Source organism: Paeniglutamicibacter psychrophenolicus, assembly GCF_017876575.1.
In the GTDB taxonomy this organism is placed as follows: domain Bacteria; phylum Actinomycetota; class Actinomycetes; order Actinomycetales; family Micrococcaceae; genus Paeniglutamicibacter; species Paeniglutamicibacter psychrophenolicus.
The window spans coordinates 17875-41378 of the sequence record NZ_JAGIOE010000002.1 but is presented as its reverse complement, the minus strand read 5'-3'; the positions used below and the strand labels follow the sequence as shown (position 1 = coordinate 41378).

Genomic DNA, 23504 nt, shown 5'->3' with positions numbered 1-23504 from the left:
ACCATCGACAAGGGAACGACCTACGCTCCCACCGTATGACCCAACCCTAACATTTTGTCATTATTTATTTTATTGTGACACACTTGGTTGTGCCCGATGAGCGACAATGGGAAGGAACACCACACTCGATTAAGGACCGCCCGTGTCTATCTCAGCCCGCTCCTTCAGCGATTGGCTTGCCACCGCAGGCCTGCCCGATGGAGCCTCCCAGCTAAGCAAATTGCTTGGCATGAAACGGACCACCCTGCACAACCAGCGAATCAGGGGGCGTATTGCCGTGCCTACGGTGATCGCCGCCTCCCGAGCTGCACGCCTGAATCCCCTGGATGTGCTGGGGTCCTTTGAGCCCTATGCCGCCCTGGGACAGGAACGGAAGCCTGTCACGGACGCAGAGCTGCTAAGCCAGGTCTCATATGTTGATGCTCTCGTGCACCTGATGTCGCGAATCCGCGCGGACTTCGCCCAGGCACTGGGTGTTGTCCCCATGGAAGCGATCCCTTTCGCCGGATCGGTGAGGAACTGGCTGGATGCGATAGATCCAGGAGGCATCCGTCAACATGTTTCCGAACACGGCGGTATCGCGCCCAGCAACCTATCGGCACAGCTCGCAGAAAATCGGCTGGATCCCGAACTGGCCATCATCGCCTCCCGTTTTGCCGGTGTCTCCAGTGCCAGCGGCCTGCTGGTTTCGGGACTGGTGACGGAGCAAGAGGCCGGCTGGCCGATGTACGGACGAGAGAATGCCCTTTCCGAGTTGGGGGATGTTGAACTCATCGACCTGGTTTCTTCCCGCTTGGAGTTCTTGCGACGCGAGACCAAGAAGAAAGTCGATGACGAAAGCGCCGCAGTCAATTATTTGGAGACCCTAGGTTAATGGAAATACTGTTTTTTGTAGTTGTCCTCGTAAGCGCGACGCTTAGCCTGACAAGAATTGGAGGGCTGGCTCGCAGTATCAACCAATCGATCTTCCTCAGCGGTCTTTGTGCCGCCGTAGCCTTCGGCCTGATGCTCCCAGCGGTCTATGAATTCGTGGACGGCTTGTTCCTGCGCACGAATTTCACTGACCTGTTCGCAAAACTCGCTCTGCTTCTGGCCATCAACATCCTCGTCTGTGAAATCGCGAGGGCCCTGCGAAACCCTCGCGTCCTGCGACTCACGGCAGGGATTTCCGGCAAGACCATCCTGGTTCTGACCTTCGTGCTCGCCTTGATTCTGTTCGCCTTCACGGACAGTCCGGAGCCCTCACCGGGCCTGGGTGCCTATATCGATGACCCGTTGGTGTTGGCCTACAACACCGTGATCGTGGCCTACGTCGGCTACCTGGGGGCCTTGCTCATCGGCCCGCTGCTCAGGGACGCACGCACTCCCCCGCAGAGGCTCAGGCAAGTAGCCTCGGCCCTCCTCGCTGCCGGGTTCGGTTTGGCAATCGTTCGGGCCGTGCTCATGGTTGCCGGCCTGGCCATCGACGGACTGTATGACTTTGGCCAGATCCTCAGCGGAATCGCGGCCCTCTTGGTTATCGCTGGCCTTGTCTCGGCCTGGATGGCACTGCGAAAGTACGATACTTCTCGAATCAGACAGTCCGCCCTAAGAATCCACTGACTTGGACAGAGACAAGGAAAAATATATTGCGACACGCGGCGGGCTTGCATTCAATCGGTATCTGTTACCGATTGAATGGAGCCATGGCTATTACGAATGCCCGTCGAGGCGGCAGGAAGAGTAAAGGCGATCGCAAGCTCGTCGGCTCTCGCATGCCTGTCGATACGGCTAGTCAACTAGAAATTGTGGCCGAGGCCAGCGGACAGACAGTCAGCGACTATGTTGCGGAGATAATCACCGCTCATTTGTCCACAGTTGATCTCAACCTACTTAAGACCCAAGAGGAGCTGCCGATAATCCGCGCTTCTTAAATTGAAGAAGGCCCGTACTAGACGGGCCTTCACTCAAGTTATCTAGCTATTTACCCACATGATCTTGGCGGGTCTCGGGTGAATAGCTCTCACAAACACACCCTTTTACAGGAGCCTTGTGTCTGCTATTTTACACAGTCTTGCCCAAGAACCAACACCTCTCACACGTCGCACACGCCGTGTCTCTCGACACAAAGAAACCCACCGCGACGTAGTCCTACGATCCGTCCCCCCAGGCGCCGTACGAGCCGCACACGGCAACCACGTCATGCGCGCCCTCCTCGAACACCCCGAATACGCCCGCCGCTACGCCTCCGCACAACGAACACTCCACAACGTCATGCGCACCCTCATCCAACGCGCAGACTACGAAACCATGACCACCCGCCCCGGATGGGACTACCTCGCCCAAATCGCAGGCGTCAGCCGCAGAACCATCGCCCGAGCCCTCAAGTCCTTCCAAGACTGGGGGCTACTCGGCATCGTAGCCAGCGGCCGCAGCGCCCAATACGCCGCCAAAGGCCCAGACGGAGAACGCACCAACGAAGCAGCCGTCTACGTACTCTGCACACCCTCCCCCCTTGCCATAGTCGAAACAGCCGGCTCCGGTAATGTGGATGAATTTGGCACCCCTCCCGCCGTAGGCGGTTCTCACCTTAAGAACTTAAAAGAAACCCATACACGCGCGCGAGAAACAAACCTTGAAGGACCGGCTACGCCGGCTGAAAACACATTAGGCGGCTCCGCCGCATCTGCCCACCAAACCCCCTATCGTCCAGAACTAAACTGGCCCACCCACAAAACGACAGCATCGAAAAAGCAGCGTCTTGCCGCAGCTTCGGAACTACGTCGCCGAATCTTCCTCTTACGACCCATGAGCACCAAAGACGTCGCATCCTCAGTTCGCGATTTCCTCATAGCAGGCTGGACCGTCGCAGACCTACACCACGCCCTGGACTTCCAACCCAACGGATCTCCCTGGGCCTACTCCGGAATCCCCTCAAGCGACTACGCACCACGCCTACGAGGCTGGATGCGCACACGCCTAGCGGCGTGGCGCACCCACACCGGAGAACCCCTACGCTCCCGCGACCAACGCTCCGACGCCCAGGCACTCGAACGCCGCGCCCAAGCCGCCCGAAACACCGCACGACTGCTCCAGGAACGAGCAGAACGCGCCACCCGCGTTGGCCAAGACTCCCCCGCCAAAATCGTGGCCCTGGCCCAAATCCGGGCACTTCGACAGAAATAGGTGTGGCTTGTGAATTCGTCAAATATCCGACGCTTAGTTTTCTCAATGTCCCTGTGGCCTGTAATTTTCTGGCGTCTTTCGGCTCAGTTCCCCATGGTCCAAGACTCCCCGACCCGGCCCACCTGCATGAGATCTTGGATTTTTTCAGCATTGACAACCAGTCCACGGGGCCCGAGGTTCGCGCATGATGGCTCGGCTTAAACCCAGAGGAAGTTTTCACGATGGCATTACCGTGATCTCCGTGGTGGCCGGCCAGGTTCCCGGACCCAAGTACCTTTTCGAAGTCGGCAGAAAAGTGGAACAGCGATACTACGAGAATCCAGTGGCAGGGCCTACGGTGAGTGCATCAGCATGACAAACGGTACAACCATTGCTATCGATGAAAGCGGCGACCAGGATGACCACCGATACACGCGACTCCTCCGGAAAAGCCTCTCCTTCCGGGTATGACCCCGATTTTCTTGGCACCCGCACCGATGTCCCAATCTTGGATGCGAGCATCCAAGACGACGCAGTCTTGTGGGAAGAAACCGAGATCATTCCCTACACGCATTTCTCCTTGTCACTGAGCAAAACCTGGCGCTTTGCCCGCTGGGTCGCCTGGAACATCGACGGGACCAGCATCAAACTACTCAGCCGCACCAACCTCAACTTCACCAAAGACCCACGACTTGCGGCCGACTCCCAGATCGGCAACGAACTGTACAGCGACAACCGACTGGACCGCGGCCACATCGCCCGCCGCGCCGACCTCACCTGGGGAACCCTCCCAGAAGCACAACAAGCCAACCAAGACTCCTTCCACTACACCAACATCACCCCACAAATGGACGACTTCAACCAAAGCAAACAAAACGGGATCTGGGGCCGCCTCGAAAACGCCCTCTACGAAGACGTCGACGTCCAGAACCTGCGAGCCAGCGTCTTCGGCGGTCCCGTCTTCCACCCCGACGACCGCAAATACCGCGGCGTCGCCTTACCCTCCGAATACTGGAAACTACTCGTCTTCCACGAACAAGGCGTCTTGAAAGCGCGCGCGTTTCTGCTGACCCAGGACCTTGACCATCTGCGGGCACTCCTGGCCCTGGACGAGTTCCGGGTCTACCAAATCACCATGGACGAGCTCGAGGAACGCACACTGCTTCACTTCCCCGAGCCCGTCAAACAAGCCGCCGAACTGATAGCAGTGCGGGACATCGCCGAAAGGAAGCCACTGGCAGCCTTGGCAGACATTGAATGGTAAATGGTCTCCAGCGGAGCTGCATTGCGGCAGTACGTTTGTTCAATTGAAGCCGGCAGTGAGAACCATATTCACGCGCACAGCGCCAACCACTGTACCGATGGTCCTCACCGCCGTATCCCCCCGCCGGGCTGGTGTCCGTCCGATATCCAGCCCGTCAATCGTCAGGCCATCGATGGGTCTGTAAACATGGCTAAACACTGCTCACACTGGAACACGATTCCGGTTTTGCGCCGCTCGTGTATAAAGAAATGGGGCCCCGCTTTGTCGCAGTGTGGGCAGTCCAGCATTGAATACTGATTGCTCTGGGCATTCGGCTTGATCGTCATGCGTTGATGCTAGGCGATTGGCATCCTTTTGAATATGCACGACGCCGGGCTGCATGTATGAGTTCCTCACAGGAGTTGTAGCCATTGAGACGCGGGTCTGAGTAAGCCACCCCTAGTTCCCCATGGTCTAAGGCACCCGACCCGGCCCACCTGTTTTGGGTGTTGGGTTTTTTCAGCATTGACAACGAGTGTGCGCCGGGTCCGAGGTTCGGGCGCGATGGTTCAGCATAATCGCGTGGGTAGTTTTCAAGATGGCATAACCGTGATCCGCGTCGTGGCAGGCCAGGTTCCCGGGCATCAGTCTCATTTCCCGAACGCGGCAGTAAAAAGGCCCCAAGAAACTACGGAATCTTGCGGCAAACCTCTTGACACTAATAGTACTATTAGATATATTGGTACTAATAGGGATGGGCAGGATGGCCGGTATGGTTCAGGTGTCGCGAATCCCCTTACCAGCAGGAGGAAGTAGCTATGGTTTCCGAAGAGCAGTTGAAGGCTATTTTGGATCAGTTTGTACCTCCGGAATTTCACACAGATTTCGAGATGCGAGCCATTGCCTATATGGCGGCTTCCCTGGATGCTCCAGTAAATCCACCAGAACATCGGTTCTTTGAGGCTGAGACGATCCTTCCGGGCGATAGCCCAGAGGACGGCGACTACACGGTTCGAACGTCCAGCCTGATTCTCGAGAATTGCGAGTCCCGATTCTGGCGCCGCCTCCAAGAACTTGAGGAGTACTGAGACCCATGGGAGAGATCACCGTTTACAGCAAGCCCAGTTGCGTCCAATGCACAGCCACCTATCGGGCACTGGACAGTGCCAAGATCCCCTATCGAGTCGTTGACCTCACCCAGGTTCCCGCGGCACTCGAATATGTCACTGATGAACTGGGTTATGGCCAGGCCCCCGTCGTGGTCGTGGATGATCAGAACCACTGGTCAGGATTCCGCCCTGACATGATTTCCGAGTTGGCAAAAAGGGTCTAGACCTTGTATCAAATAGTACTATTAGATACAATAGTACTAATGACGAAACGAAGGAGATGACATGCACCGCACAGCACGCCCCACCGGAGCCATCGGAATCAAGCTTGATAAGGAAATCCTGCTGACAGCTGCTCGCGAAGTGTTCACCGCGCTGCACCCGGACGCAGATGCCGGGCAGCTTTCACATGGCCCACTCCCCCAAATGCTCATTGCCGTAGACCGAGGCAATGGTGCCGTGGTGAACGGGGAGGGCGTCGGTTCAATTGCCAACGAGGACGGCAGTGTTGACGTCCATTTTTCTTACGGCTTCACCTGGCTCCCCATCGGCCTGGCACTCGACCAGATCAACAAGGCCGCCACGGACAAGAGAATCGACCTGGCAGAAGGTATCCGTACCTTCGGGGCCCGCCTCGACGCGAATCATAGGCAGTGGTTCCGGAGGTGCGACGCCGACAATTCCGCCCAATAGAACAACATCCCGCCATTATCCCTAATAGTACTATTAGTGATAATGGCCTCGCTGAAAGGAGCCAGGAATGCCTGACAGTGCAATTCACGCCTACACCCGAGCAGAGGCACTTGAAGATGGCCTGCTTATCGATGTAACGGAAACGGCCAGAGGCGCCAGGCTCCCTGTCAGTGTCGCCCTTACGCGCAGTGCCTGGGCGTATGCCGTCGCATGGAATGACGCGAATCCCGAACTGCAGGATGAGGCGGGTCGACTGTGGGACGTGCTCTATTTGGCCGGGGTCGCCGCTGGCCGCGCCGGCGTCTTTCGCCGGGTGCCATTCGACATCTACCGCATACCAAACACCGAGTGTCCGAGTGCCTGGTGTGATGATGAACTGTTCACGCTCCACCTGGTCATTGGCCGGGGAGACCAAGCGGAACCGGTCATCACGATCATGTGCACCGACGAGGACTAAAATCTTTATCCCCATTAGTACTATTGGCCCCATTAGGGACACAGGGCGTGAAGAGTGAGCTACATTAGTCGAGTAGGAAACCGGGCTGGCAGCCCAAAGCGCCGAGAGAACGACACCTGAACCTAATGCTCGCAAGTGTCATTGTGAACGACCGTGAGCTGGGAGTCGCGCATTCAGCGCGAGGTGCGGGCAGGGGAAATTGCGGTGAGACTGCGGGGCCAGCGTGCCACCGAGAGCAAGACCGGCTGTGGTGTTGCGGAAGCAGAGTGACTGACATTGAGGGTGCGGGAAGATCCTGCCCCATCAATACCCAATAGTTCCATTGGGGATAATAGAAGTATTATAGAATTGGCATAACAGACGGAGGCCATCGTGACCGCAACAATTTTTGCCCTATGCAACCAGAAGGGCGGCGTCGGCAAGACGACGACCACCTTTCACTTGGCGCGCGCTGCGGTGCTCGCCGGGATGAGAGTGCTTGTCGTTGACGCCGACCCCCAGGGCAACGTCACTACGGTTCTGGGCGGGGGAGTCGATGAGGATCAGGCGGGACTCGCGGACGCACTGAGCGACCGCTCAACCGCGACCCTCGAAGAGGTGAGCGTGAACGGGATCTGGGATGGCCTGAACGTTGTCCCGACCACGGGGGAAACCCTCGGAGTGGTCCGTGATGAACTCGTTTTAGCGGGAGCAGGACGCGAATCTCGGCTAAAGAACGCGCTCGAGGCCGTGCGCGAGGATTACGACCTGATTCTGATCGATTGTGCACCCTCGCTCGACCAGCTGACGATCAACAGCCTGACGGCCGCTGACAGCGTAGTGATCATCACGCATTCGAAGCTTTTCAGTGCCAACGGAATCAGCAAGCTACTCTCCACCATTGACCTGGTACGCGCCCACTACAACGCCGGCTTGAAGATCGCCGGATTCATGGTCAACCAGCACGAGGCCCGTACTCTCGGCGGCGCCCACTGGGCCGGACAAATCGGGGAAGCAGCCGAGGCACGCGGTGTTCCGGTGCTTGAACCCCCAGTACCCAAGCGAGCACCCATCAGTGACTCTATGGAGGCAGCCCTGGGACTCGATGAATGGGGAGGCGACGCCGATGACCTCGCCGCAATCTACGCGGGATATATTCGCACCCTCCCGAAAGGAAACTAGCAATGGTCAAGCGCCCCGCGCCCCTGAAATCTTCCCTCGCAGGAAGCTCTCCAGTGACAGCTGCGCCAGCGAAGCCGGCCGAAACACCTGCAGAGGCCACGGCTCCCGCGCGAACCACGGCCAGCAAGCCAGCTTCGGTGCCTGTGTTCAAGAAGAAGGCCGCCAAAACGAAGGTCGCGTATTACCAGGACGCGGAAGACGCAGAGCGTGTTCGCGGCGGCTTCCAGCAGGTAGGACATCTGGAGGGGTACCAGACGTTCAGCGACTTCCACGCAGCTGTGGTCATGCGTGAGATTGAGCGGTTGGAAGCCAAATACAATGACGGCAAGCCGTTCCAGGGCGCAGCACCACGAACCGGCCGGCTCGGCCGCCCGTTGGAGTAAGCGTGGCCATACGGCGGAAATCGAGGGCAACGCTGACAGCACTCGTTGCTATCGGCTTGCTGACTTCGTGCGCTCCGGCGCGAACGGACGTGAGCATTGACGGGATCACAGTTTCCGCCGAGCTGGCCAATACCCCTGAGCGACAGCAAAAAGGTCTAAGCGGCCGTGTGGACCTCCTGGCGGACCAAGGCATGCTCTTTGAGCTGGGGGAGCCGCAGAACACCGAAGTGTGGATGTTTGGTGTGCAGATCCCGCTCGATGTGGTCTGGATCCGGGACGGCAGAGTGCTGCGCGTTGACACACTCAATCCGTGCGTCTCCGATATTGAGTCGGAGTGCCAACGCACGCCCTCGCCCGGAGAAATAGACACCATCCTAGAAGCCGGAGCCGGGGTCTTTGCACACGTGCAACCCGGCACAAGAGTGGACCGATAGAACCTGAGAGGATCTTCACCCCTGGCTTGTGGGTGGCAAGAGGGGCACTCCCAGCGAGCAGGGTGGGGATAGCTTCCTGCAAGCCGGTAGGGGACATTGGGCAGGGAGCGACCAGCGAAACCGAGGCGATCGGCCTCGGCGGGCTTCTGCGCGCTCACGCAAGATAGGGGAACCCATGGCCGACACTGTTGGCTGCTCAACATGTGGAGCGCAGACACTGCAAAACGACAAGGGCAAGCACAGCCGATGGCACGAAAAGATTGACCGCGACATCGTAGAAGCGCGGCAAGCCGACGAGTATTAGCCTCACGCGTGCACGGCTAGTTATGAAAGTGAGAGGACGCCCCTGGTGGGCGTCCTCTCACGTATCTGGCCCGGTGTCACCTCATCGCACCCCATGCAGGCCCGCGCAATGATCGCTCATCGCGGAGCATCGATCATTCCCCTGGGTTGAACCCCACAGGAGTGGAAAGGATCAAACTGTGGGTGGCGGGCGTATCCTTGAGGTGAATATGTGTTCCATAAATTTAGGTCGTAAAGTGACTATTCAGTACATACGTTCTCTCGAAGTGGGCGGCACTTCGGTCCCGCTTCTGGTGGCCCAAACCGCGGTCGCGGCGGGGTATCCCTCGCCGGCACAGGACTACTTCGACGGCACGATCAACCTCAGTGAGCATTTGATCCACGACACCACGAGCACCTTCATCGTGCGGGTCTCGGGCTGTTCCATGGAGGGTGCCGGCATCTCGGACGGGGACGAGCTGATCGTCAACCGTGCCCGGAAGCCGGTGGACGGCTCGATCGTGGTGGCGGTCCTGGACGGGGAAATGACCGTCAAGCGACTGCGCCTGACCCCGCGGGGCGTGGTCCTGCAGGCGGAAAACCCTCAGTATCCGGATCTGGTGGTGGGGGAGCTGGCATCCCTCACCGTGTGGGGAGTTGCCGAAACATGTCTGCACCAGCTTCTGGCCTGAACCTTTGCCCTCCACGGGAACCCTCCCCGGAGGAGTACATCGCCCATGTGGATGTGAACAGCTTCTACGTCAGTTGCGAGCGGGCCTTTGACCCGAGGCTGATCGGCCGGCCGGTGATCGTCCTGTCCAACAACGACGGCTGCGCCGTCGCCCGGTCGGACGAAGCCAAGGCCCTGGGAATCGACATGGGCGCCCCCTGGTTCAAGCTCGCCCCCACCGCAGAACGGATGGGGCTGGTCGCCAAATCCAGCAACTACGAGCTCTACGGGGATCTCTCGGCCCGAACCATGCAACTGCTGGGCCGGCACTCGGCCTGGGTCGAGGTCTACAGCATCGACGAGGCATTCCTGGGCGTCCGCGGGACGCTGCCTGAACTCCAGGCCCTGGCCCGGCGCATGAAGCAGGACGTGATGGACCACCTCGGACTGCCGGTCTGCGTGGGGATCGCCAAGACAAAAACCCTGGCCAAGCTGGCCAACAAGGCCGCCAAGAAGAACCCCCACCTGGGCGGGGTCTGCGTATGGGAAGCCGTCACCGAGGAAGACCGCGAACAACTCCTGGGCCGGCTGCCCACGGTGGAAATCTGGGGCATCGGCCCCCGCCTGGCCAAGCGGCTGATGGGCCTGGGGATCCGGACCATGAAAGACCTGCGCGACGCCGACGCGGTGATGCTGCGCAACCGCTTCTCCATCGTCATGATGCGCACCGTCCTGGAGCTGCGCGGAACCCCCTGCATCCCCCTGGAGGAAGAATACGAAATCAAGGACCAGCTGATCTTCAGCCGCTCCTTCTCCACACCCATCACCGACGCCCACGGCATGGAGCAGGTCCTGGGGATCTACGCCCAACAGGCCTCCGCCCGCCTGCACAAGCACCAGCGGCAGGCCAAGGTGCTTTCTGCCTGGGCCATGACCAGTTACTACAACACCCAGGACAACCACCAGCCCGCCGTGACCGTCGCCCTTCCCGGGCCGACCGCGGACCCGCTGCTGCTGACCCGGGCTGCCAAGGCGCTGCTGCCCAAGATCCTGGACGGGGTGAAGTACGCCCGAGCCGGAATCGTGGTGACCGACGTCCGCCCGACCGGCGCCCAAGAGACCTTCGAACCATTCGTGAACCGGCACGAGGCCAGGGACATCGGTCCGCTGATCCAGAAGATCAAACAGCACCACGGAGTGAACGCTGTCGGGCTCGGCCTGGCGGGCATGAAGACCGGCCCCGAATGGACGATGCGCCGGGAAATGATGTCACCGCGCTACACCACCCACTGGGACGAGCTGCTGACCGTGTACGCCAGCTGAGCCCATCTCCGTTGAATCCTTGGTGCAGCACTGGGCTGTCATCTGCCCGCTGGTCGGGGCACCTAACCGTTTGTCGACGACAAGGAGGCCTTCCAGATTATCCTTCGTCTTATGTCTTTCGTCTTTTGTTCCGTTACGTCTTCCGTTTTCAAACGAAACGTTTTAGACTTGACCCATGAGCGAAAACCCTGCCACCGTCGAAAAACGCACCTGCCGGTTCCCGGGCTGCCAACGCCCGCCGGAGGCACCGGAAGCCAGCACCGGCCGGCCACCGGAATACTGCGACGACCCCACCCACAACCGCGCCTCCGCCTGGAGGGCCCGCCAGCAGGTCAATGATGCGGCCACCCGGGCGGCCGAGGCGCGGCCGGTCGACTCGGCCCGCCAGCGGGCCAGCGAGATCACCGGCCAGGTTAGCGGCATGATCGAGCACCTGGGACAGCAGCTCACCGTGCTGCTGGAGGAGCTGCGCACCGTGGGGGACCCCGAGGCGGCGGAGGCGCAGATCGAGTCGGTCTCCAGCGAGGCGGCCGAACAGGTCGCCGCCGCGAATGCGCGCGCCACCCGGGCGGAGCAGGCCCAGCGCCGGGCCGAGGCCCAAAAGGAGGAAGCCGACGCGGCGGCCGAGGAAGCCACCCGTGCCGGCGAGCAGACTGCACAGGAACTCTCCGGGGTCCGAGAGGAACTGGACGCCGGCCGGGCCAGGGCAGAACAGCTTGCCGCGGAACTGGCTGACACCCAGGTTGCTGCGGCCGCCGAGCGGGACCGGGCGCAGGCAGAGAACGCCGGGCTGCAGGCCGAGCTCGAATCCGTCCGGGTACAGCTCGAGCGGGCCGAGCAGGACCGGGATGAGGCACTGACCCGGGTCGAGTCCGAGGAAAACGCGCGGAACGAAGCCGACCAACGGGCCACGGGGGCGGCGCAGCGGGCGGAGCTGGAAGCAGTGCGTGCAGACCGGGAGGAAGCCGCGGCCGCCGAAGCCCGTACGCAGCTGGAAAGTCTCCGGGCTGAGTATGACGCTGCCCGCGAGGCTGCCGGAGAGATGCGCAGCCGCGTGGCGGCCCTGACTGCCGAGCGGGACGCCGCCAGGACCGATGTCGACCGGGAGCGTGAGCACGGGGAACAACGCGTCAAGGACCTGCGCGAGACCTTCGGCCGGCAGGTCGACCAGCTCCGCGAGGAACTGGCCCAGGCCCGGGAGGAACCGGCCCGGGAACGCCCCGGCGTCACGCCGCGAGAAGAAGGCAAGGCCTAGCCTGCGGGGCTGCCCCCGGCCGGGCAGCCCACGACCAGGGCCTGCGTGCCGTCGGCGGCGCCCGCTGGAGGGGAAGCAGGAGAGTGCTTCCGCGGAAACGTGCACCGTTGTGTCTTCGGGGTGGTGTGGGAGGTTTGCATGGTGATGTCAGATCACCTCGGGGTGGACACAGCGATCACCGGCTCATTGGAATGCCGCGGGGGAGGGACGCGCTGTCGGCAGGAGCACTTGCCGTTGTGGAAGGCGGCCTTGCCGTGGAGGATGGGCCCATGGGTATGGAAGAACTCTCGCGCGCCCGGGAGCAAGAGATCCACGGGCTGCGCCTTGAACTCAAACGGCAGATCGCCTCCACGCCTCCAGGTACACCCCGGCACCGCGCGCTGGTGCAGCAGCTCGAGGCCCTGGACCGGGACAGCGACGCCGCACAGATGCGCTGGTTCAGGGATCTCACCAGGGATTACCCGCTGCGGGAATCCTGAGGAATCCTGCACCAACCACCGTCAACAGTGCCAATCGATGCAACCTCGCCACTGGCAGGCCCACAGTCAACCAAACCTGTCGGCTACCACGTCATGGTGTGTCGAAGCGCGCGAACGTGGGTTTCACCGGCCACAAGGAATCGCAGTCTGCGGCGGGCAAGCTCCCCTCGATCTGCGGGTGCTGCGAATGCCAAACCGTCGGATTGACGCGCTACCCTGCCAAAAAGGGGGGATGAGCGTCATGCCGTTTGTCGCGATGCTAGGTGCCGAAAGAATCGTCTCGTTGGACCTCGACGAGATCCGGTGGGCAGCCTTGCGCGGGAAGGAACTGACCATGCCGGGCTGCGGCGTGCGCGCCATCGCCAAGAGCTCGTCGCTCGGGACCCGGTTCTTCGCCCACCACTCCACCTCCGGGTGCACGACCATCCACAAGCCGGAGTCGAGGCAGCACCGCGCCCTGAAGGCCGCCGTGTACTTCCTCGTGGGGGAAACCCCCGGGTGGCGGGCGGTCCTTGAACATCCCGGGCCGGACCGGAGGTGGGTCGCCGACGTCCTGGCGATCGGACCTGCCGGCCAGCGCATCGCCTTCGAGATCCAGCTCTCCACACAGTCGACGCAGGCATGGGAGGAACGCACGCAAGCGTATTTCGACGACGGAATCCTTCCGGTCTGGGTGACCCCGCATACCGATCGGTACGAGCGCATCAGGCTGCCCATGGTCCATACCGGCATCACCAAGGAGTCGGCCCTCCCCGCCGACCCGACAGACCTGCTTCGAGAAAGGGTGTGGCATCCGTTCGAGCGTCGGGAGCGGTCCCTCGGGTACCGTCTCCAGGATCTTCTCCTGGCCAGGCAGGTATGGACGGACGGCTCCCCTGCGGAGCAACGGGCGCGCCATGCTGCGGAAGATCGGGCCCGCGCCCAGCAGGAAGAAGCAGTACGCCGGGAGCACGAGCGTCAACGGGCCGCGCTCGAAGCACAGAAAGTCGCCGCGCGAGCCGCGCATGAGGCAAGGTTCCGCCGATTCGTCGATACGGTCGTCTCCATCGAGGCACCCCCGGTTCCCGCGGCCGGAAACATCTGGGGTGCCAGCGTCGCCTGTCCGAGGTGCAATGAACGATCCGTTGTATGGACGTGCGGGAAGGACGGGGCCTTCCACGTGTCCGAGGAGCTCACCATGTACCGGGCGGAGCGGACCCCGTGGGCGAAAGACGCCATCGGGCGGTGGCTGACGGGAACCGCGCACACCGAAGCCCGTCTGGTGCACAGCGCTCGGCACCGGCAGCTACGCTTTCTCTGCCCGGAATGCCACCACCGGATCCCGCAGGATCTCATTGCAAGCATCCCCGAACCCCGATGGTCCCGCGCAAGCGTCCTGGGCGTTGTGCCTCCACGGCAGGGGACACCCGCCGACCTGCCCGACCGTCCACGCGCTCCAAGAACTGCCGTCCAGCCGGCCGCGGCGAAACGCCCGGCCCCGCCTCGGCCGCCGGCCACCCCAGCAACATCCGTGCTGCCTTTATAGGACGAGACGACACCCCCGAAGGAGATCCTCCAGCGTCGGGCCGCCCAGGCAACACGGGAAGCCGAGAAAGAAGCCATCCGCACCAACCCCCAATACACGCTGGTGTCCGGGGAATGGCGGTACCGGTGCACCCTCTGCGGGGCAGAATTCGAAGACCAGCGCGAAGGTCGTCACCGCGGCGGTGGCTGCGTGTAGAACGGTTTCCGCGCGGTCCAAAGGGACCCACCGAGTCTAGATAGATGAGTTCTCTAGTTTTGTTTGGGACCAAGGAATTTGGGGTGAATCCATACTCTCGCCTGAACCCAAACGCACGGTTGCGTAAATAGCGGAAATGGTGATGTTTACGGTACTTTTCGCCATGTCCTCACCAACTTCTTGTAGTGATTCATATTTCATTAGCCACTGCACGGATGCTCCATCCAGTAAACGGTGTGGAAGTTTGGGGTTGATCTGGTAAAAGTCGTTCCTACCCATGTATGTGAATTTTGCCGGGGATCCTTGTGCATCCAATGGGCCAATCGCATAGTGGATAGTGACCCCAGCAAGTGACACCGCTGCAGTGCCGGTGTTCCGAATGTCCACGCAAACGACCAGAGGATACTGCCTGAAATGAGGGTTATGAGCAAGAAAAGTTGATAGGGACTCGAATGGGATGGTGAGTAGTTCATTACCTGCGAGCAGGACGCCTGCGGTAACGTTCAAATTGACCTCACGATAAGGACCGGCGTCCTTCATTACCTTCGCTAGCGATTCTTCCAGGTTTGACTCTGTGAGAGCTCTTAAAATCTCGATTCCTTCATCCGGCTCATTGGCCCGCTTCCAGTTCATTAGAGTCTCGATGGGGTAGTCATTCGGTCGTAAACGATCAACAATCTTGTGATGCGGAACGCAGAGCAAAATGAGGTTGTCGAATGCGGCCCGCTGCTTATCTGTCATTGACTCTACATATCGCGCAGATCCTGGTTTGGCTCCACTGACATGAGCGGTTTCCACAGCTACTACAGGTTCACCATCAACCGTTTCTATGATCGGCTTTAGACAGTCTGGAAAGTAGCAAGTCCCTTTGGCAAGGCGGAAAAGAGCTTTTTCTGTGCCTACCGTGTAGTTCTTTGGTCCGCTTGCCATAACAAGCTGCTCCTAATGTTGTTATTGGGGTCGGTGGTTAGCTGTTAGGCGGTTTGGCCGCGAGCAGGGCGGGTACCGAAGAATTCGTACCTATCCAAGAGGCCAGGTCGCGATCTAAAAGTCCCGCCAGCTTCTGCGAAGCCTCATGGGCCTGCTGAGCGGTCAGCCGGGTGCGTTGCCCCGGCAGTGGGAAACCAGAGATGAATGGTTCATGGTGGGCGGCGCGGTTGCGTACCGCGTGGACAATCGTCACGGTCTCCAGGGTCCACGTCCTGGTGAATTGGGCGCCCTGGGTCGCGGCCAGTGCCTTGCCTCCTGGAAATGCCTTGTGCAGCACCGTGCGCCACAGGGTCTCGTAGTTGGTGGGGAAACGCTGGGGTTCGCGTCCCACGTATCCGCCGGCGCTGAGCAGGTCGCGCCAGAATCCGAACATGAGCCGCGAGACCAGATGCCCGGGCGTCTTTTTGCCTTGGGGCAGGTCCTTCCAGGCTCGGGCCAGGTCATCGCGCGACCGTCCGTCCAACCCGATGTCCAGGTGGAACCATTGCGGGCCATAGGCGGTGGTGAGCTGGTCGTTCAGCGCATTGCGCAGTGCCACTTCCAGGATCGCGATATCGGCAAGCAGCGCCGATGAGACATCGCGGTCCCAAACATAGAGGCTACGGGCATAGACCGGGTCATGGCTGGCGTTGACCAGATACGTCGACATCCGCATCGGGGTAATCGCCTTGTCTAGTGCGCGGCTATGAGCCCCGTTTGACCACACGTGGGAGACAGCGCTCATCGTGGCTTTTCCTGCTTTCTCGGATATACTGGTGAGGAAGTCCCCGGATTCGCCTCTCTGGCCTAGAGCCATGAAGCGACCGGGGTTATTTCTTTAACCCGCGACTCGATCCTTCGGACGGAATCGACTCTTGCTTCACCAATCTGGGTGATTTGGCCGCGTGGCTGGGAAGAAAGGCAATTCCCTCAGCTCAAATAGCCCATCATGCTAGTGAAAAGAGACGATGGGCCTTGCTTCGCGGTGCGCATGATTGGCCTGTGCTCCGGGAGCCTATCGGTAATTTACCGATATCCACTGGATGACAGAGGTCGGCCCCTTTGAAGTCCATGGTCCCCTCTCTGCAAGGCGTGGAGAAGTTCACTGTTCGCTCCGCTGTTCTTATCTTCAAGAATTCTAGCATCTTGTGTTTGAAAGCGACACCCATTGATATACTGTGTCTTCATGACACAAAATACTCTGGGACTCGGCAGAAGAATCGCAGATTTTCGGAAGCGGGAAGGCCTATCGGCACAGGAGCTGGCTCTTGATGCGGGCATGTCACGATCCGTGATCGCAAACATAGAAAATGGGCGTCGGGATGACATTACCGTTTCCGAGTTACTCTCCATTTCCAGGGTGTTGCGAGTACCGCCCGTGGCCATATTATTCGACGTGACCAGGCCAATGGCGCCAACATCTTCACCCAACGAAAACGTGGACGATGAAATCCTGCGCCCGCGGACTATCGACATTGTCGATTGGGTGGCTGGCCTTGACGGCCCCGCCCAGTGGAGTGAGAGCAGAGGCTTGATGGAGGAAGACCTTGCCAAAAATGGTCCGGCCGTTATGCCACCCATGGGGCTGGTTGTTGAGGCCACCTATGGTGAAAGCGGATGGGATGCAATCAGGCTATTGACTGTTGGGCGCCAGCTCAGGAGCGCGACGGAGCATCACGCGGAATTGACGAGTGAGTTTGCCCTAGATGTTCGTTTCGGAACCTTTGGGTGGGAACCAGGGCTTGATGAGCACCTGGGCATCATGGAGGCAGTACGTACTATTCCCGAGTCAGCTGCACTACGGCAAATGGATGCATTCTTGGAAAAAGTCAAAACCGCGGATCCCGCGAAGCATAAGGACGCTGAGCGGGCCGTACGACGACTCAAACAGGCCGAGCATGAAGTCCGCAACTTGACCGGCTTACTTAAAACGCTGGGTGGTACTGCTAGTCCACTTGCTGACACCGACGAAGAATTTTCGTTACCTTCATTCGGCTATGAGAAGGTAGTCACGCTCTGGGAGAGGACCAAATTCAATTACATGCGTGATCTCGTAGAGGGTGATTTTGTGGCTTCCAAGTATCGCACCGCCGACCAAATCTATAGGGGACTCAAGTCCGGGAAGCTAACGAAGAAGTCTGAGAAGGAATGAATATGGAGGGAGTGCCCTTTATATGAGATCCAGACTCAATGCGGGCCAAGGGATATTTCTTGCGCAAACGACGGCTGGACAGCAGGGACAACCATCCCATCAAGATGTCTGTATGGGTATCGCATGAGGATGATTACTCCTGGAGTAAAGCTCAGGACTTATGCTCGCACGGCCAGCTACCCGAGCGCTTTGTTCGCGTCCAGCAATATCGTATCGGTACGTTTTTCCCAGAATTTCTTCAGGCGATCCGCCTCTGTGGCGGTGTTCCACTCGCCGGCACATTCCCATCCCTTGCCCCTCCAGTAGTTGTAGTGGACGTGGAATCGTTTTTCGTTCTTGCACTCAGCGCTCCAGTGCTGGGCGACAGTCCTTGCCAGGCGGATCAGTTGATGTTTCATATGAGCACTTTGTCAGATGGATTCCATAGGCGCCAAAACCTGCTTGAACCAGGCTGACCGGAACCCGTATGCCGGTCGGCTTACGCACAGGCCTGGTGGCTCTGCGTCGGTGATCCGGTGCATCGTACTTGGCTGACACAATGGACTAGTGAACCCCCTGTGACCTGAGGAGAAACATGCAGATTAAGACGCGCCAGCGGGTGCGTGACCTCGCTGAGGTCTACACTCACACCCGCGAGGTGACGGCCATGCTTGATTTGGTTCCCGACATGTTTCCCACCGTGGAGGACCCCAGCAACACCGACCGCAAGTTCTTCGAGCCGGCAGCAGGCTCGGGCAACTTCCTCGAGGAGATCCTCCGCCGGAAGCTCGCCTTCGTGACTGCTGACCATTACCGCTCCACCGTTTTGTACGAGCACAGGCTGCTGCGTGGGCTTGCCTCGATCTATGCCGTAGACATCGACTCCGAGAACGTCGACGAGTCAAAGGAGCGGATGAAACACGTGATGCAGTCCCACCTGGACAACGACCTCAACACCAAGGTGCCGACCCCCGGCTTCGCCAGCGCAGTCGAAGCTATCTTGGAAACAAATATTGTCCTAGCCAACACGCTGACCGACCTGCACTCCATTGAGTGGGTCGACTACCGCGCCAGCCGTAACGGAACCTTCCAGCGTGAGTGGTCGATGGCAGGCGAGGCCGATCAGCTTGACCTGTTCTCGGTGCCGAAGGCCGACGACGTGCCGATCCACTATTCCCTGCTGGCCGACAACCCCGAGCCCGTGATGGCCACCAAGAAGGCCCGATCATGACCACGACGCGTTTTGGGCAGCATGTTCCCGATATTCTCGACTGCCTTGCACAGCTCTCCAACGACGAGGTGCCCACCCCGCCCAAGCTCGCTCGAGCGATGCTTGACCTGCTCCCCGACGATGTGTGGCGTAGGCCCGACTTCGTGTGGCTCGATCCGTTCAGCAAGTCCGGTGTATTTCTCCGCGAGATCGCCACCAGGTTGTTCGAAGGCCTGGCCGACTGGGAGCCAGACTTCGCTGTACGTCGCGAGCATATCCTGCGCAGCATGCTCCACGGTGCCTCGATTACCGAGATGACAGGGATCATCTCGCGTCGCAGCCTCTATTGCTCCGCGAACGCCTCCGGGCCGCACAGCATCGTCCGGTTCGCCGAGCCGCAGGGCAATCTCCCGTTCATCCCCGCAGCGCACGACTTCCAGGCCAACGGCCGTTGCAGTCTGTGCAACGCTCCCGAGGAACTCGAACGCGGCGAGGGTCGCGAAAACTACGCCTATTCGTTTATCCACGGCACCTACCCCACGCAGGAGATGGCCAACATGAAGTTCGACGTCATTGTCGGTAACCCGCCCTACCAGATTGACTCTGACGGCAACACCCGAACCATGCCGATCTACCAGAAGTTCGTGGACCAGGCCATCGCCCTCGACCCCCGTTACGTCCTGATGATCACACCGTCGCGCTGGTTCGCTGGCGGTCTAGGCCTAGACGACTTCCGCACGCGGATGATCGCAGACCGCCGCCTGGCCAAGCTTGTCGACAACCCCAAGATCTTTGACTGTTTTCCCGGAGTGAAGATCCGCGGGGGTGTGAGCTATTTCCTCTGGGACCGGGAGCACCATGACGATACCGAGTTCTCCACGAGGATCGACGGAACTATCCGATCAACCGTGCGAAGGGACTTGCGCAAGGGTGAAGGCGTCCTTGTCCGTGATAACCGCGCCGCAGTGATCATCGAGCGGGTCGCACAGCTCGGCTACCCATCGGTCGAAGAAACCTTCGGCCCCCAGGTCCCATTCGGGTTGAGGACCAACTTCGCCGGATCCTTGGAATCACCCTTCCCCAACTCCATCCCCCTCATCTACGGGACGCGCGTCGGTTACGTCCGGGACGACCAGCTTGAACGAAACCATGCCTGGGTAGACCGGTGGAAAGTATTGCTCCCGAAGGCAAGCAGCGGTGACACCCCGCTCGACGGCGAGGGCAATATCATTGACGTGGTCACCGGTGCGCCGATCGCACTCGCCCCCGGTTCTGCGTGTACCCAGACATACTTCGTCGCAGGCGTCTTCCACTCCGCCGCCGAGACGGAGAACTACGCCAACTACCTCGCCACCAAGTTCGTCCGCTTCCTAGTGCTGCAACGAAAGGTCACGCAGGACATCACGCCGGATCGGTTCCGGTTTGCTCCCATGCTCGATATGACTCGTAGCTGGACAGACGAGGAGCTGTATGACCACTTCCAGCTCACCCCGGAAGAGCGCGACTACATCAACTTGACCATCAAGCCGCGTTCGGTGAACCTCTCTCTCGACTCGCCCATCCCGGCCAGTCACCTGTCCGGCGGTTCGAAGTACCGACCTGGTGCAGGAGCCGAAGCCCCGGAGACCGACAAGTGACCAAGCGTATTTACGTCTACACCGTCGTCGGCAAGGATACCGAGCCCTGGGAACGCACCGAAGGCTCCAGACTGGTAATCGGCGCCGGTCTGCTGAAGGTAGGGCAGACAACCAAAGCCACGGCCCGGGCTCGCATCAAGCAGCAGCTCAACACCGCCTACCCCGGCCTCAAAGGCGTGACCATCCTCCTGGACGAACCCGCGACCAATGTCAACGGCGAGGCCTTCTCTGACCACGACGTGCACGCCGCCCTGGTCGCGGCCGGTATCAACCGCACCGGCGGTGAGTGGTTCGAGGCGACCCTTGACGAGGTCAAGGCCGCAATCCAGACAGTGCGCTCCGGCATCGCCTACCAGCCCAAGCGGACCCAGTCCTTCGATATGCGCCCTGAGCAACGCGCCGCCGTCGAGACCACTGCGGCCTACTTCCGCAGTCACGCAGGCAACAAGGCGCCGAAATTCCTGTGGAACGCAAAGATGCGTTTCGGCAAGACCTTCTCCACCTACCAGCTCGCCAAGGAGATGGACTGGCAGCGAATACTCGTGCTGACTTTCAAGCCCGCGGTGGCCACCGCCTGGCACGACGACCTGGTCTCCCACGTCGACTTCGACGGCTGGCGCTACATCGACAAGGAGGCCAGCGAAGTAGAACGCGACGACGCAGCCGACTACAACGGCCCGGTGGTTTGGTTTGCTTCCTTGCAGGACCTCGGGGGCCGCGATGCCGACGGCAACATCAAGGCCAAGAACGAGTCCATCCACCTGATCGACTGGGACGCCATCGTCCTTGACGAGTACCACTTCGGAGCCTGGCGTGACTCAGCACGGGCCCTCTACGACCCCGCTGACAAGACCGAGGCCGAACTGGAGGAGCCCGACGAGCAGGTGACAGTCGAGGGACTTGCCGAGGAACTGGCGGTCAAGGCTAGCCACTACCTGTACTTGTCGGGCACCCCGTTCCGCGCGATCACCGACGGCGAGTTCACCGAGGACGCGATCTTCAACTGGACCTACGTCGACGAGCAGCGCGAGAAGTTCGAATGGGACAACGCCAAGGGTCCCAACCCATACATCGCGCTGCCCCAGATGCAGATGTACTCCTACGACATGGGCAAGAACGCCGAGAGCTACGCCGAGGACGGTGAGTTCAACGGCTTCAGCCTCAACGAGTTCTTCAAGGCCACCAAGACCAACGACGGCTTCGAGTTCGAGCGCCCCGACGAGGTGGCCGAGTTCCTGGAGATGTTCCGCGGCAAGCTCTCGGACCAGATGAAGCTCCAGGTGCTCACCCAGGACAAGCCGCCGTTCCCCTACGAGGCCGTCCGGTTCAAATCTGCCGTCAAGCACTCGGTTTGGTACATGAACAACGTCGCCGCCTGCTTCGCGATGGCCGAGATGCTGGAGCAGCACCCGTTCTTCTCCCAGTTCGAGATTGTGGTCGCCGCCGGCAACAAGGCCGGCCAAGGCATAGCCGCCCTGCCGCCCGTCGAGCGCGCCATCGAGGACGTCAAGAAGGGCGACGCGGTCGGCTCGATTACCTTGTCGGTCGGCAAGCTGATGACCGGCGTCACCGTCCGCGAATGGGGTGCGATCTTCATGCTCCGGTCGCTGAAGAGCCCTGAGTCTTACTTCCAGGCCGCGTTCCGCGTCCAGTCCCCGTGGGCCTACCGCGACGCCGAGGGCAACTTCGACTTGCGTAAGCCGGTCTGCTTCGTCTTCGAGTTCGACCCCAACCGCGCCCTGTCGTTGGTCGCCGAGTACGGCTCCAAGCTCGCCACCACCGGCGACACCACCCCGTCGCAGGCTATCGGCGAGCTGATCAATTACCTCCCGATATTCGGTTTCACTGGGGGAGCGATGACCCAGCTCGACGTTACCGCGGTGCTGGACTGGGCCAGCGCTGGAGTCGGGGCTGCTGCGCTGGCTCGTCGCTGGAACTCCCCTTTGCTCGTCGATGTCAACGAGCACACCCTCTCCGCAGTCCTGGCCCAGCCGGCCCTGATGGAGGCTCTGGAGAACGTCGAGGACTTCCGCGCGCTGGTCGACAACGCCCAGCAGGTCATCACCAACACCAAGGACCTCAAGAAAGCCAAACGCGACCAGGGCGGCAAACTTACCCCCGACCAGAAGAACCAGCAGTCCGAGACCGCCAAGAGACGAGCCGAGATCCGCGAGAAGCTCCAGAAGTTCCTGGCCAAGATCCCAGTGTTTATGTACACCACCGACTACCGCGAGGAATCCCTTAAACACGTTATCGAGTCGCTCGACTCGGAGCTGTTCGAACGCGTCACCGGCCTGTCAGTGTCCGATTTCAAGACGCTCAACAACCTCGGCCTGTTCAATGCCCAGCACATGAACCACGCCATCTACCAGTTCAAGCGCTTCGAGTCCTCCAGTCTCGACTACGCCCTCACCGACGAGGAGCGCGAACGCCGTCACCAGCACGAGCAGATCGGCCTGTGGGACACCGTGACTGTCGAGCAAAGCCATGCCTGAGAAGAGGCATCGTCCGATCTATCTCCCCGACCTCATTGAGGCCGCTCGGACCGCCCGAGACAGTTCTGCAGGTCTAGCCACCTTCCTCGGCTACAGGGACACCGTAGGTTTGCACCACTGGCCCGATGACGTCGCTGGGCAGTGGCTCTATGACCATGCTGATCACCACGCGTTCCTCGACGACTACGGACATATTGACCTGACGACCATTGCCTGGCGCGTCGAGATCGTCCCCTTGGAAGCGCTAATCACGATGCCCACGGGTGCCTCGGAGAGCGACCTCATCGACTACTACGCCAAGGAACCCGAGCATTGGGTCAACATCCGCAGTCAGGGTTGCCACGTTGGTGTCCGTGAGATGTGGGACTTGCACGGGACCTGGAAGAGTTGGCCGATCCTCATCGACCAAGCCCTGGTCAACCCCCAGCTTGAAGGTCTGCAAGTGGTGGAGGGGCGAACTCGCGTCGGGGTCCTGCGGGGGCGAACCCGACTCGGCCTCCACGTCGCCCCAAAGCACCGGGCCTGGGTCGGGCGCGTTCGTTCCTAGCCGGGGTGGCTTGTGAAAAAGCAAGGTGGGGTTTCCTCTTTGGTGCCATTAGGTGGCTTGGTCTTCTTCGTGCTGCCGCCATGGACGCCCGGGATGCCCGACATCGAGGCTGTGCGGTGAGGCATGTCGGGCGCGAGTTGGCGTCGGAAGGGTCCGTGTCTC

25 protein-coding genes are annotated in these 23504 nt (G+C 60.4%); 22 read left to right on the top strand and 3 right to left on the bottom strand.

Features of this window, described 5'->3' with window-relative positions:
- The first annotated feature begins 142 nt into the window (after nt 1-142).
- The 17 genes from JOF46_RS21880 to JOF46_RS21800 all read left to right on the top strand — a co-directional run bounded on the left by JOF46_RS21880 (nt 143) and on the right by JOF46_RS21800 (nt 14158).
- Complete coding sequence (locus JOF46_RS21880) at nt 143-874, top strand: hypothetical protein (protein WP_209912216.1); 732 nt, start codon at nt 143-145, stop codon at nt 872-874.
- Nucleotides 874-1602: a hypothetical protein gene (locus JOF46_RS21875; protein ID WP_209912214.1), complete on the top strand. Its 729-nt coding sequence runs from the start codon at nt 874-876 to the stop codon at nt 1600-1602. The genes JOF46_RS21880 and JOF46_RS21875 overlap by 1 nt, the downstream gene beginning before the upstream one ends.
- Nucleotides 1603-1685: 83 nt before the next feature.
- Nucleotides 1686-1913, top strand: coding sequence for a hypothetical protein (locus JOF46_RS21870; RefSeq protein ID WP_209912278.1), 228 nt, complete (start codon nt 1686-1688; stop codon nt 1911-1913).
- Between the two features lie 874 nt (nt 1914-2787).
- Nucleotides 2788-3165, top strand: a complete 378-nt coding sequence (locus tag JOF46_RS21865; protein WP_209912213.1) for a hypothetical protein — start codon at nt 2788-2790, stop codon at nt 3163-3165.
- 397 nt (nt 3166-3562) lie between these two features.
- Entirely contained in the window at nt 3563-4408 is an 846-nt protein-coding gene (locus tag JOF46_RS21860; RefSeq protein WP_245348769.1) for a DNA/RNA non-specific endonuclease, read from the top strand.
- Nucleotides 4409-5205: 797 nt separating this feature from the next.
- Nucleotides 5206-5475, top strand: a complete 270-nt coding sequence (locus JOF46_RS21855) for a hypothetical protein (protein WP_209912209.1) — start codon at nt 5206-5208, stop codon at nt 5473-5475.
- Between the two features lie 5 nt (nt 5476-5480).
- Complete coding sequence (gene nrdH / locus JOF46_RS21850; RefSeq protein WP_209912208.1) at nt 5481-5720, top strand: glutaredoxin-like protein NrdH; 240 nt, start codon at nt 5481-5483, stop codon at nt 5718-5720.
- A 61-nt stretch (nt 5721-5781) separates the two neighbouring features.
- A complete protein-coding gene (locus tag JOF46_RS21845) occupies nt 5782-6189 on the top strand; it encodes a hypothetical protein (protein ID WP_209912206.1) in 408 nt (135 codons plus the stop codon).
- 67 nt (nt 6190-6256) lie between these two features.
- On the top strand, nt 6257-6646 hold the full coding sequence (locus JOF46_RS21840) for a DUF6573 family protein (protein WP_209912203.1): 390 nt from the start codon (nt 6257-6259) through the stop codon (nt 6644-6646).
- Between the two features lie 372 nt (nt 6647-7018).
- On the top strand, nt 7019-7807 hold the full coding sequence (locus JOF46_RS21835; RefSeq protein WP_209912202.1) for a ParA family protein: 789 nt from the start codon (nt 7019-7021) through the stop codon (nt 7805-7807).
- Nucleotides 7808-7809: 2 nt separating this feature from the next.
- Nucleotides 7810-8190, top strand: a complete 381-nt coding sequence (locus JOF46_RS21830) for a ParB family protein (RefSeq protein ID WP_209912201.1) — start codon at nt 7810-7812, stop codon at nt 8188-8190.
- An 89-nt stretch (nt 8191-8279) separates the two neighbouring features.
- On the top strand, nt 8280-8624 hold the full coding sequence (locus JOF46_RS21825; protein WP_209912199.1) for a DUF192 domain-containing protein: 345 nt from the start codon (nt 8280-8282) through the stop codon (nt 8622-8624).
- A 545-nt stretch (nt 8625-9169) separates the two neighbouring features.
- Nucleotides 9170-9598, top strand: coding sequence for a LexA family protein (locus JOF46_RS21820; RefSeq protein ID WP_425355090.1), 429 nt, complete (start codon nt 9170-9172; stop codon nt 9596-9598).
- On the top strand, nt 9574-10899 hold the full coding sequence (locus JOF46_RS21815) for a Y-family DNA polymerase (RefSeq protein WP_209912197.1): 1326 nt from the start codon (nt 9574-9576) through the stop codon (nt 10897-10899). Before JOF46_RS21820 ends, JOF46_RS21815 begins: the two co-directional genes overlap by 25 nt.
- Nucleotides 10900-11074: 175 nt before the next feature.
- On the top strand, nt 11075-12154 hold the full coding sequence (locus JOF46_RS21810) for a coiled-coil domain-containing protein (RefSeq protein WP_209912196.1): 1080 nt from the start codon (nt 11075-11077) through the stop codon (nt 12152-12154).
- 269 nt (nt 12155-12423) lie between these two features.
- Nucleotides 12424-12633, top strand: a complete 210-nt coding sequence (locus JOF46_RS21805; protein ID WP_209912194.1) for a hypothetical protein — start codon at nt 12424-12426, stop codon at nt 12631-12633.
- 232 nt (nt 12634-12865) lie between these two features.
- Complete coding sequence (locus JOF46_RS21800; RefSeq protein WP_209912192.1) at nt 12866-14158, top strand: competence protein CoiA family protein; 1293 nt, start codon at nt 12866-12868, stop codon at nt 14156-14158.
- A gap of 231 nt (nt 14159-14389) precedes the next feature.
- Here JOF46_RS21800 and JOF46_RS21795 read toward each other — a convergent pair whose 3' ends face one another.
- Both JOF46_RS21795 and JOF46_RS21790 read right to left on the bottom strand, forming a co-directional pair.
- A complete protein-coding gene (locus JOF46_RS21795) occupies nt 14390-15283 on the bottom strand; it encodes a hypothetical protein (RefSeq protein WP_209912191.1) in 894 nt (297 codons plus the stop codon).
- 37 nt (nt 15284-15320) lie between these two features.
- Nucleotides 15321-16067: a hypothetical protein gene (locus JOF46_RS21790; protein ID WP_209912189.1), complete on the bottom strand. Its 747-nt coding sequence runs from the start codon at nt 16065-16067 to the stop codon at nt 15321-15323.
- Between the two features lie 441 nt (nt 16068-16508).
- Here JOF46_RS21790 and JOF46_RS21785 point away from each other — a divergent pair, with 441 nt between their 5' ends.
- Nucleotides 16509-17474 (top strand): helix-turn-helix domain-containing protein, encoded by a 966-nt coding sequence (locus tag JOF46_RS21785; RefSeq protein ID WP_209912187.1) that lies wholly within the window; start codon nt 16509-16511, stop codon nt 17472-17474.
- A 176-nt stretch (nt 17475-17650) separates the two neighbouring features.
- Here the strand turns inward: JOF46_RS21785 and JOF46_RS21780 are convergent, their stop codons facing one another.
- On the bottom strand, nt 17651-17872 hold the full coding sequence (locus JOF46_RS21780; protein WP_209912185.1) for a hypothetical protein: 222 nt from the start codon (nt 17870-17872) through the stop codon (nt 17651-17653).
- A gap of 176 nt (nt 17873-18048) precedes the next feature.
- On the opposite strand from JOF46_RS21780, the gene JOF46_RS21775 reads away from it, so the two are divergent.
- Genes JOF46_RS21775 through JOF46_RS21760 form a run of 4 tightly spaced genes read left to right on the top strand, consistent with a single transcriptional unit; the run spans nt 18049 to nt 23342 of the window.
- Nucleotides 18049-18684 (top strand): hypothetical protein, encoded by a 636-nt coding sequence (locus tag JOF46_RS21775; RefSeq protein ID WP_209912183.1) that lies wholly within the window; start codon nt 18049-18051, stop codon nt 18682-18684.
- Nucleotides 18681-20300, top strand: coding sequence for an Eco57I restriction-modification methylase domain-containing protein (locus tag JOF46_RS21770; protein ID WP_209912182.1), 1620 nt, complete (start codon nt 18681-18683; stop codon nt 20298-20300). Before JOF46_RS21775 ends, JOF46_RS21770 begins: the two co-directional genes overlap by 4 nt.
- A complete protein-coding gene (locus JOF46_RS21765) occupies nt 20297-22795 on the top strand; it encodes a DEAD/DEAH box helicase (protein ID WP_209912180.1) in 2499 nt (832 codons plus the stop codon). Before JOF46_RS21770 ends, JOF46_RS21765 begins: the two co-directional genes overlap by 4 nt.
- Nucleotides 22788-23342: a hypothetical protein gene (locus tag JOF46_RS21760; RefSeq protein ID WP_209912178.1), complete on the top strand. Its 555-nt coding sequence runs from the start codon at nt 22788-22790 to the stop codon at nt 23340-23342. The genes JOF46_RS21765 and JOF46_RS21760 overlap by 8 nt, the downstream gene beginning before the upstream one ends.
- The last annotated feature ends 162 nt before the right edge of the window (nt 23343-23504 follow it).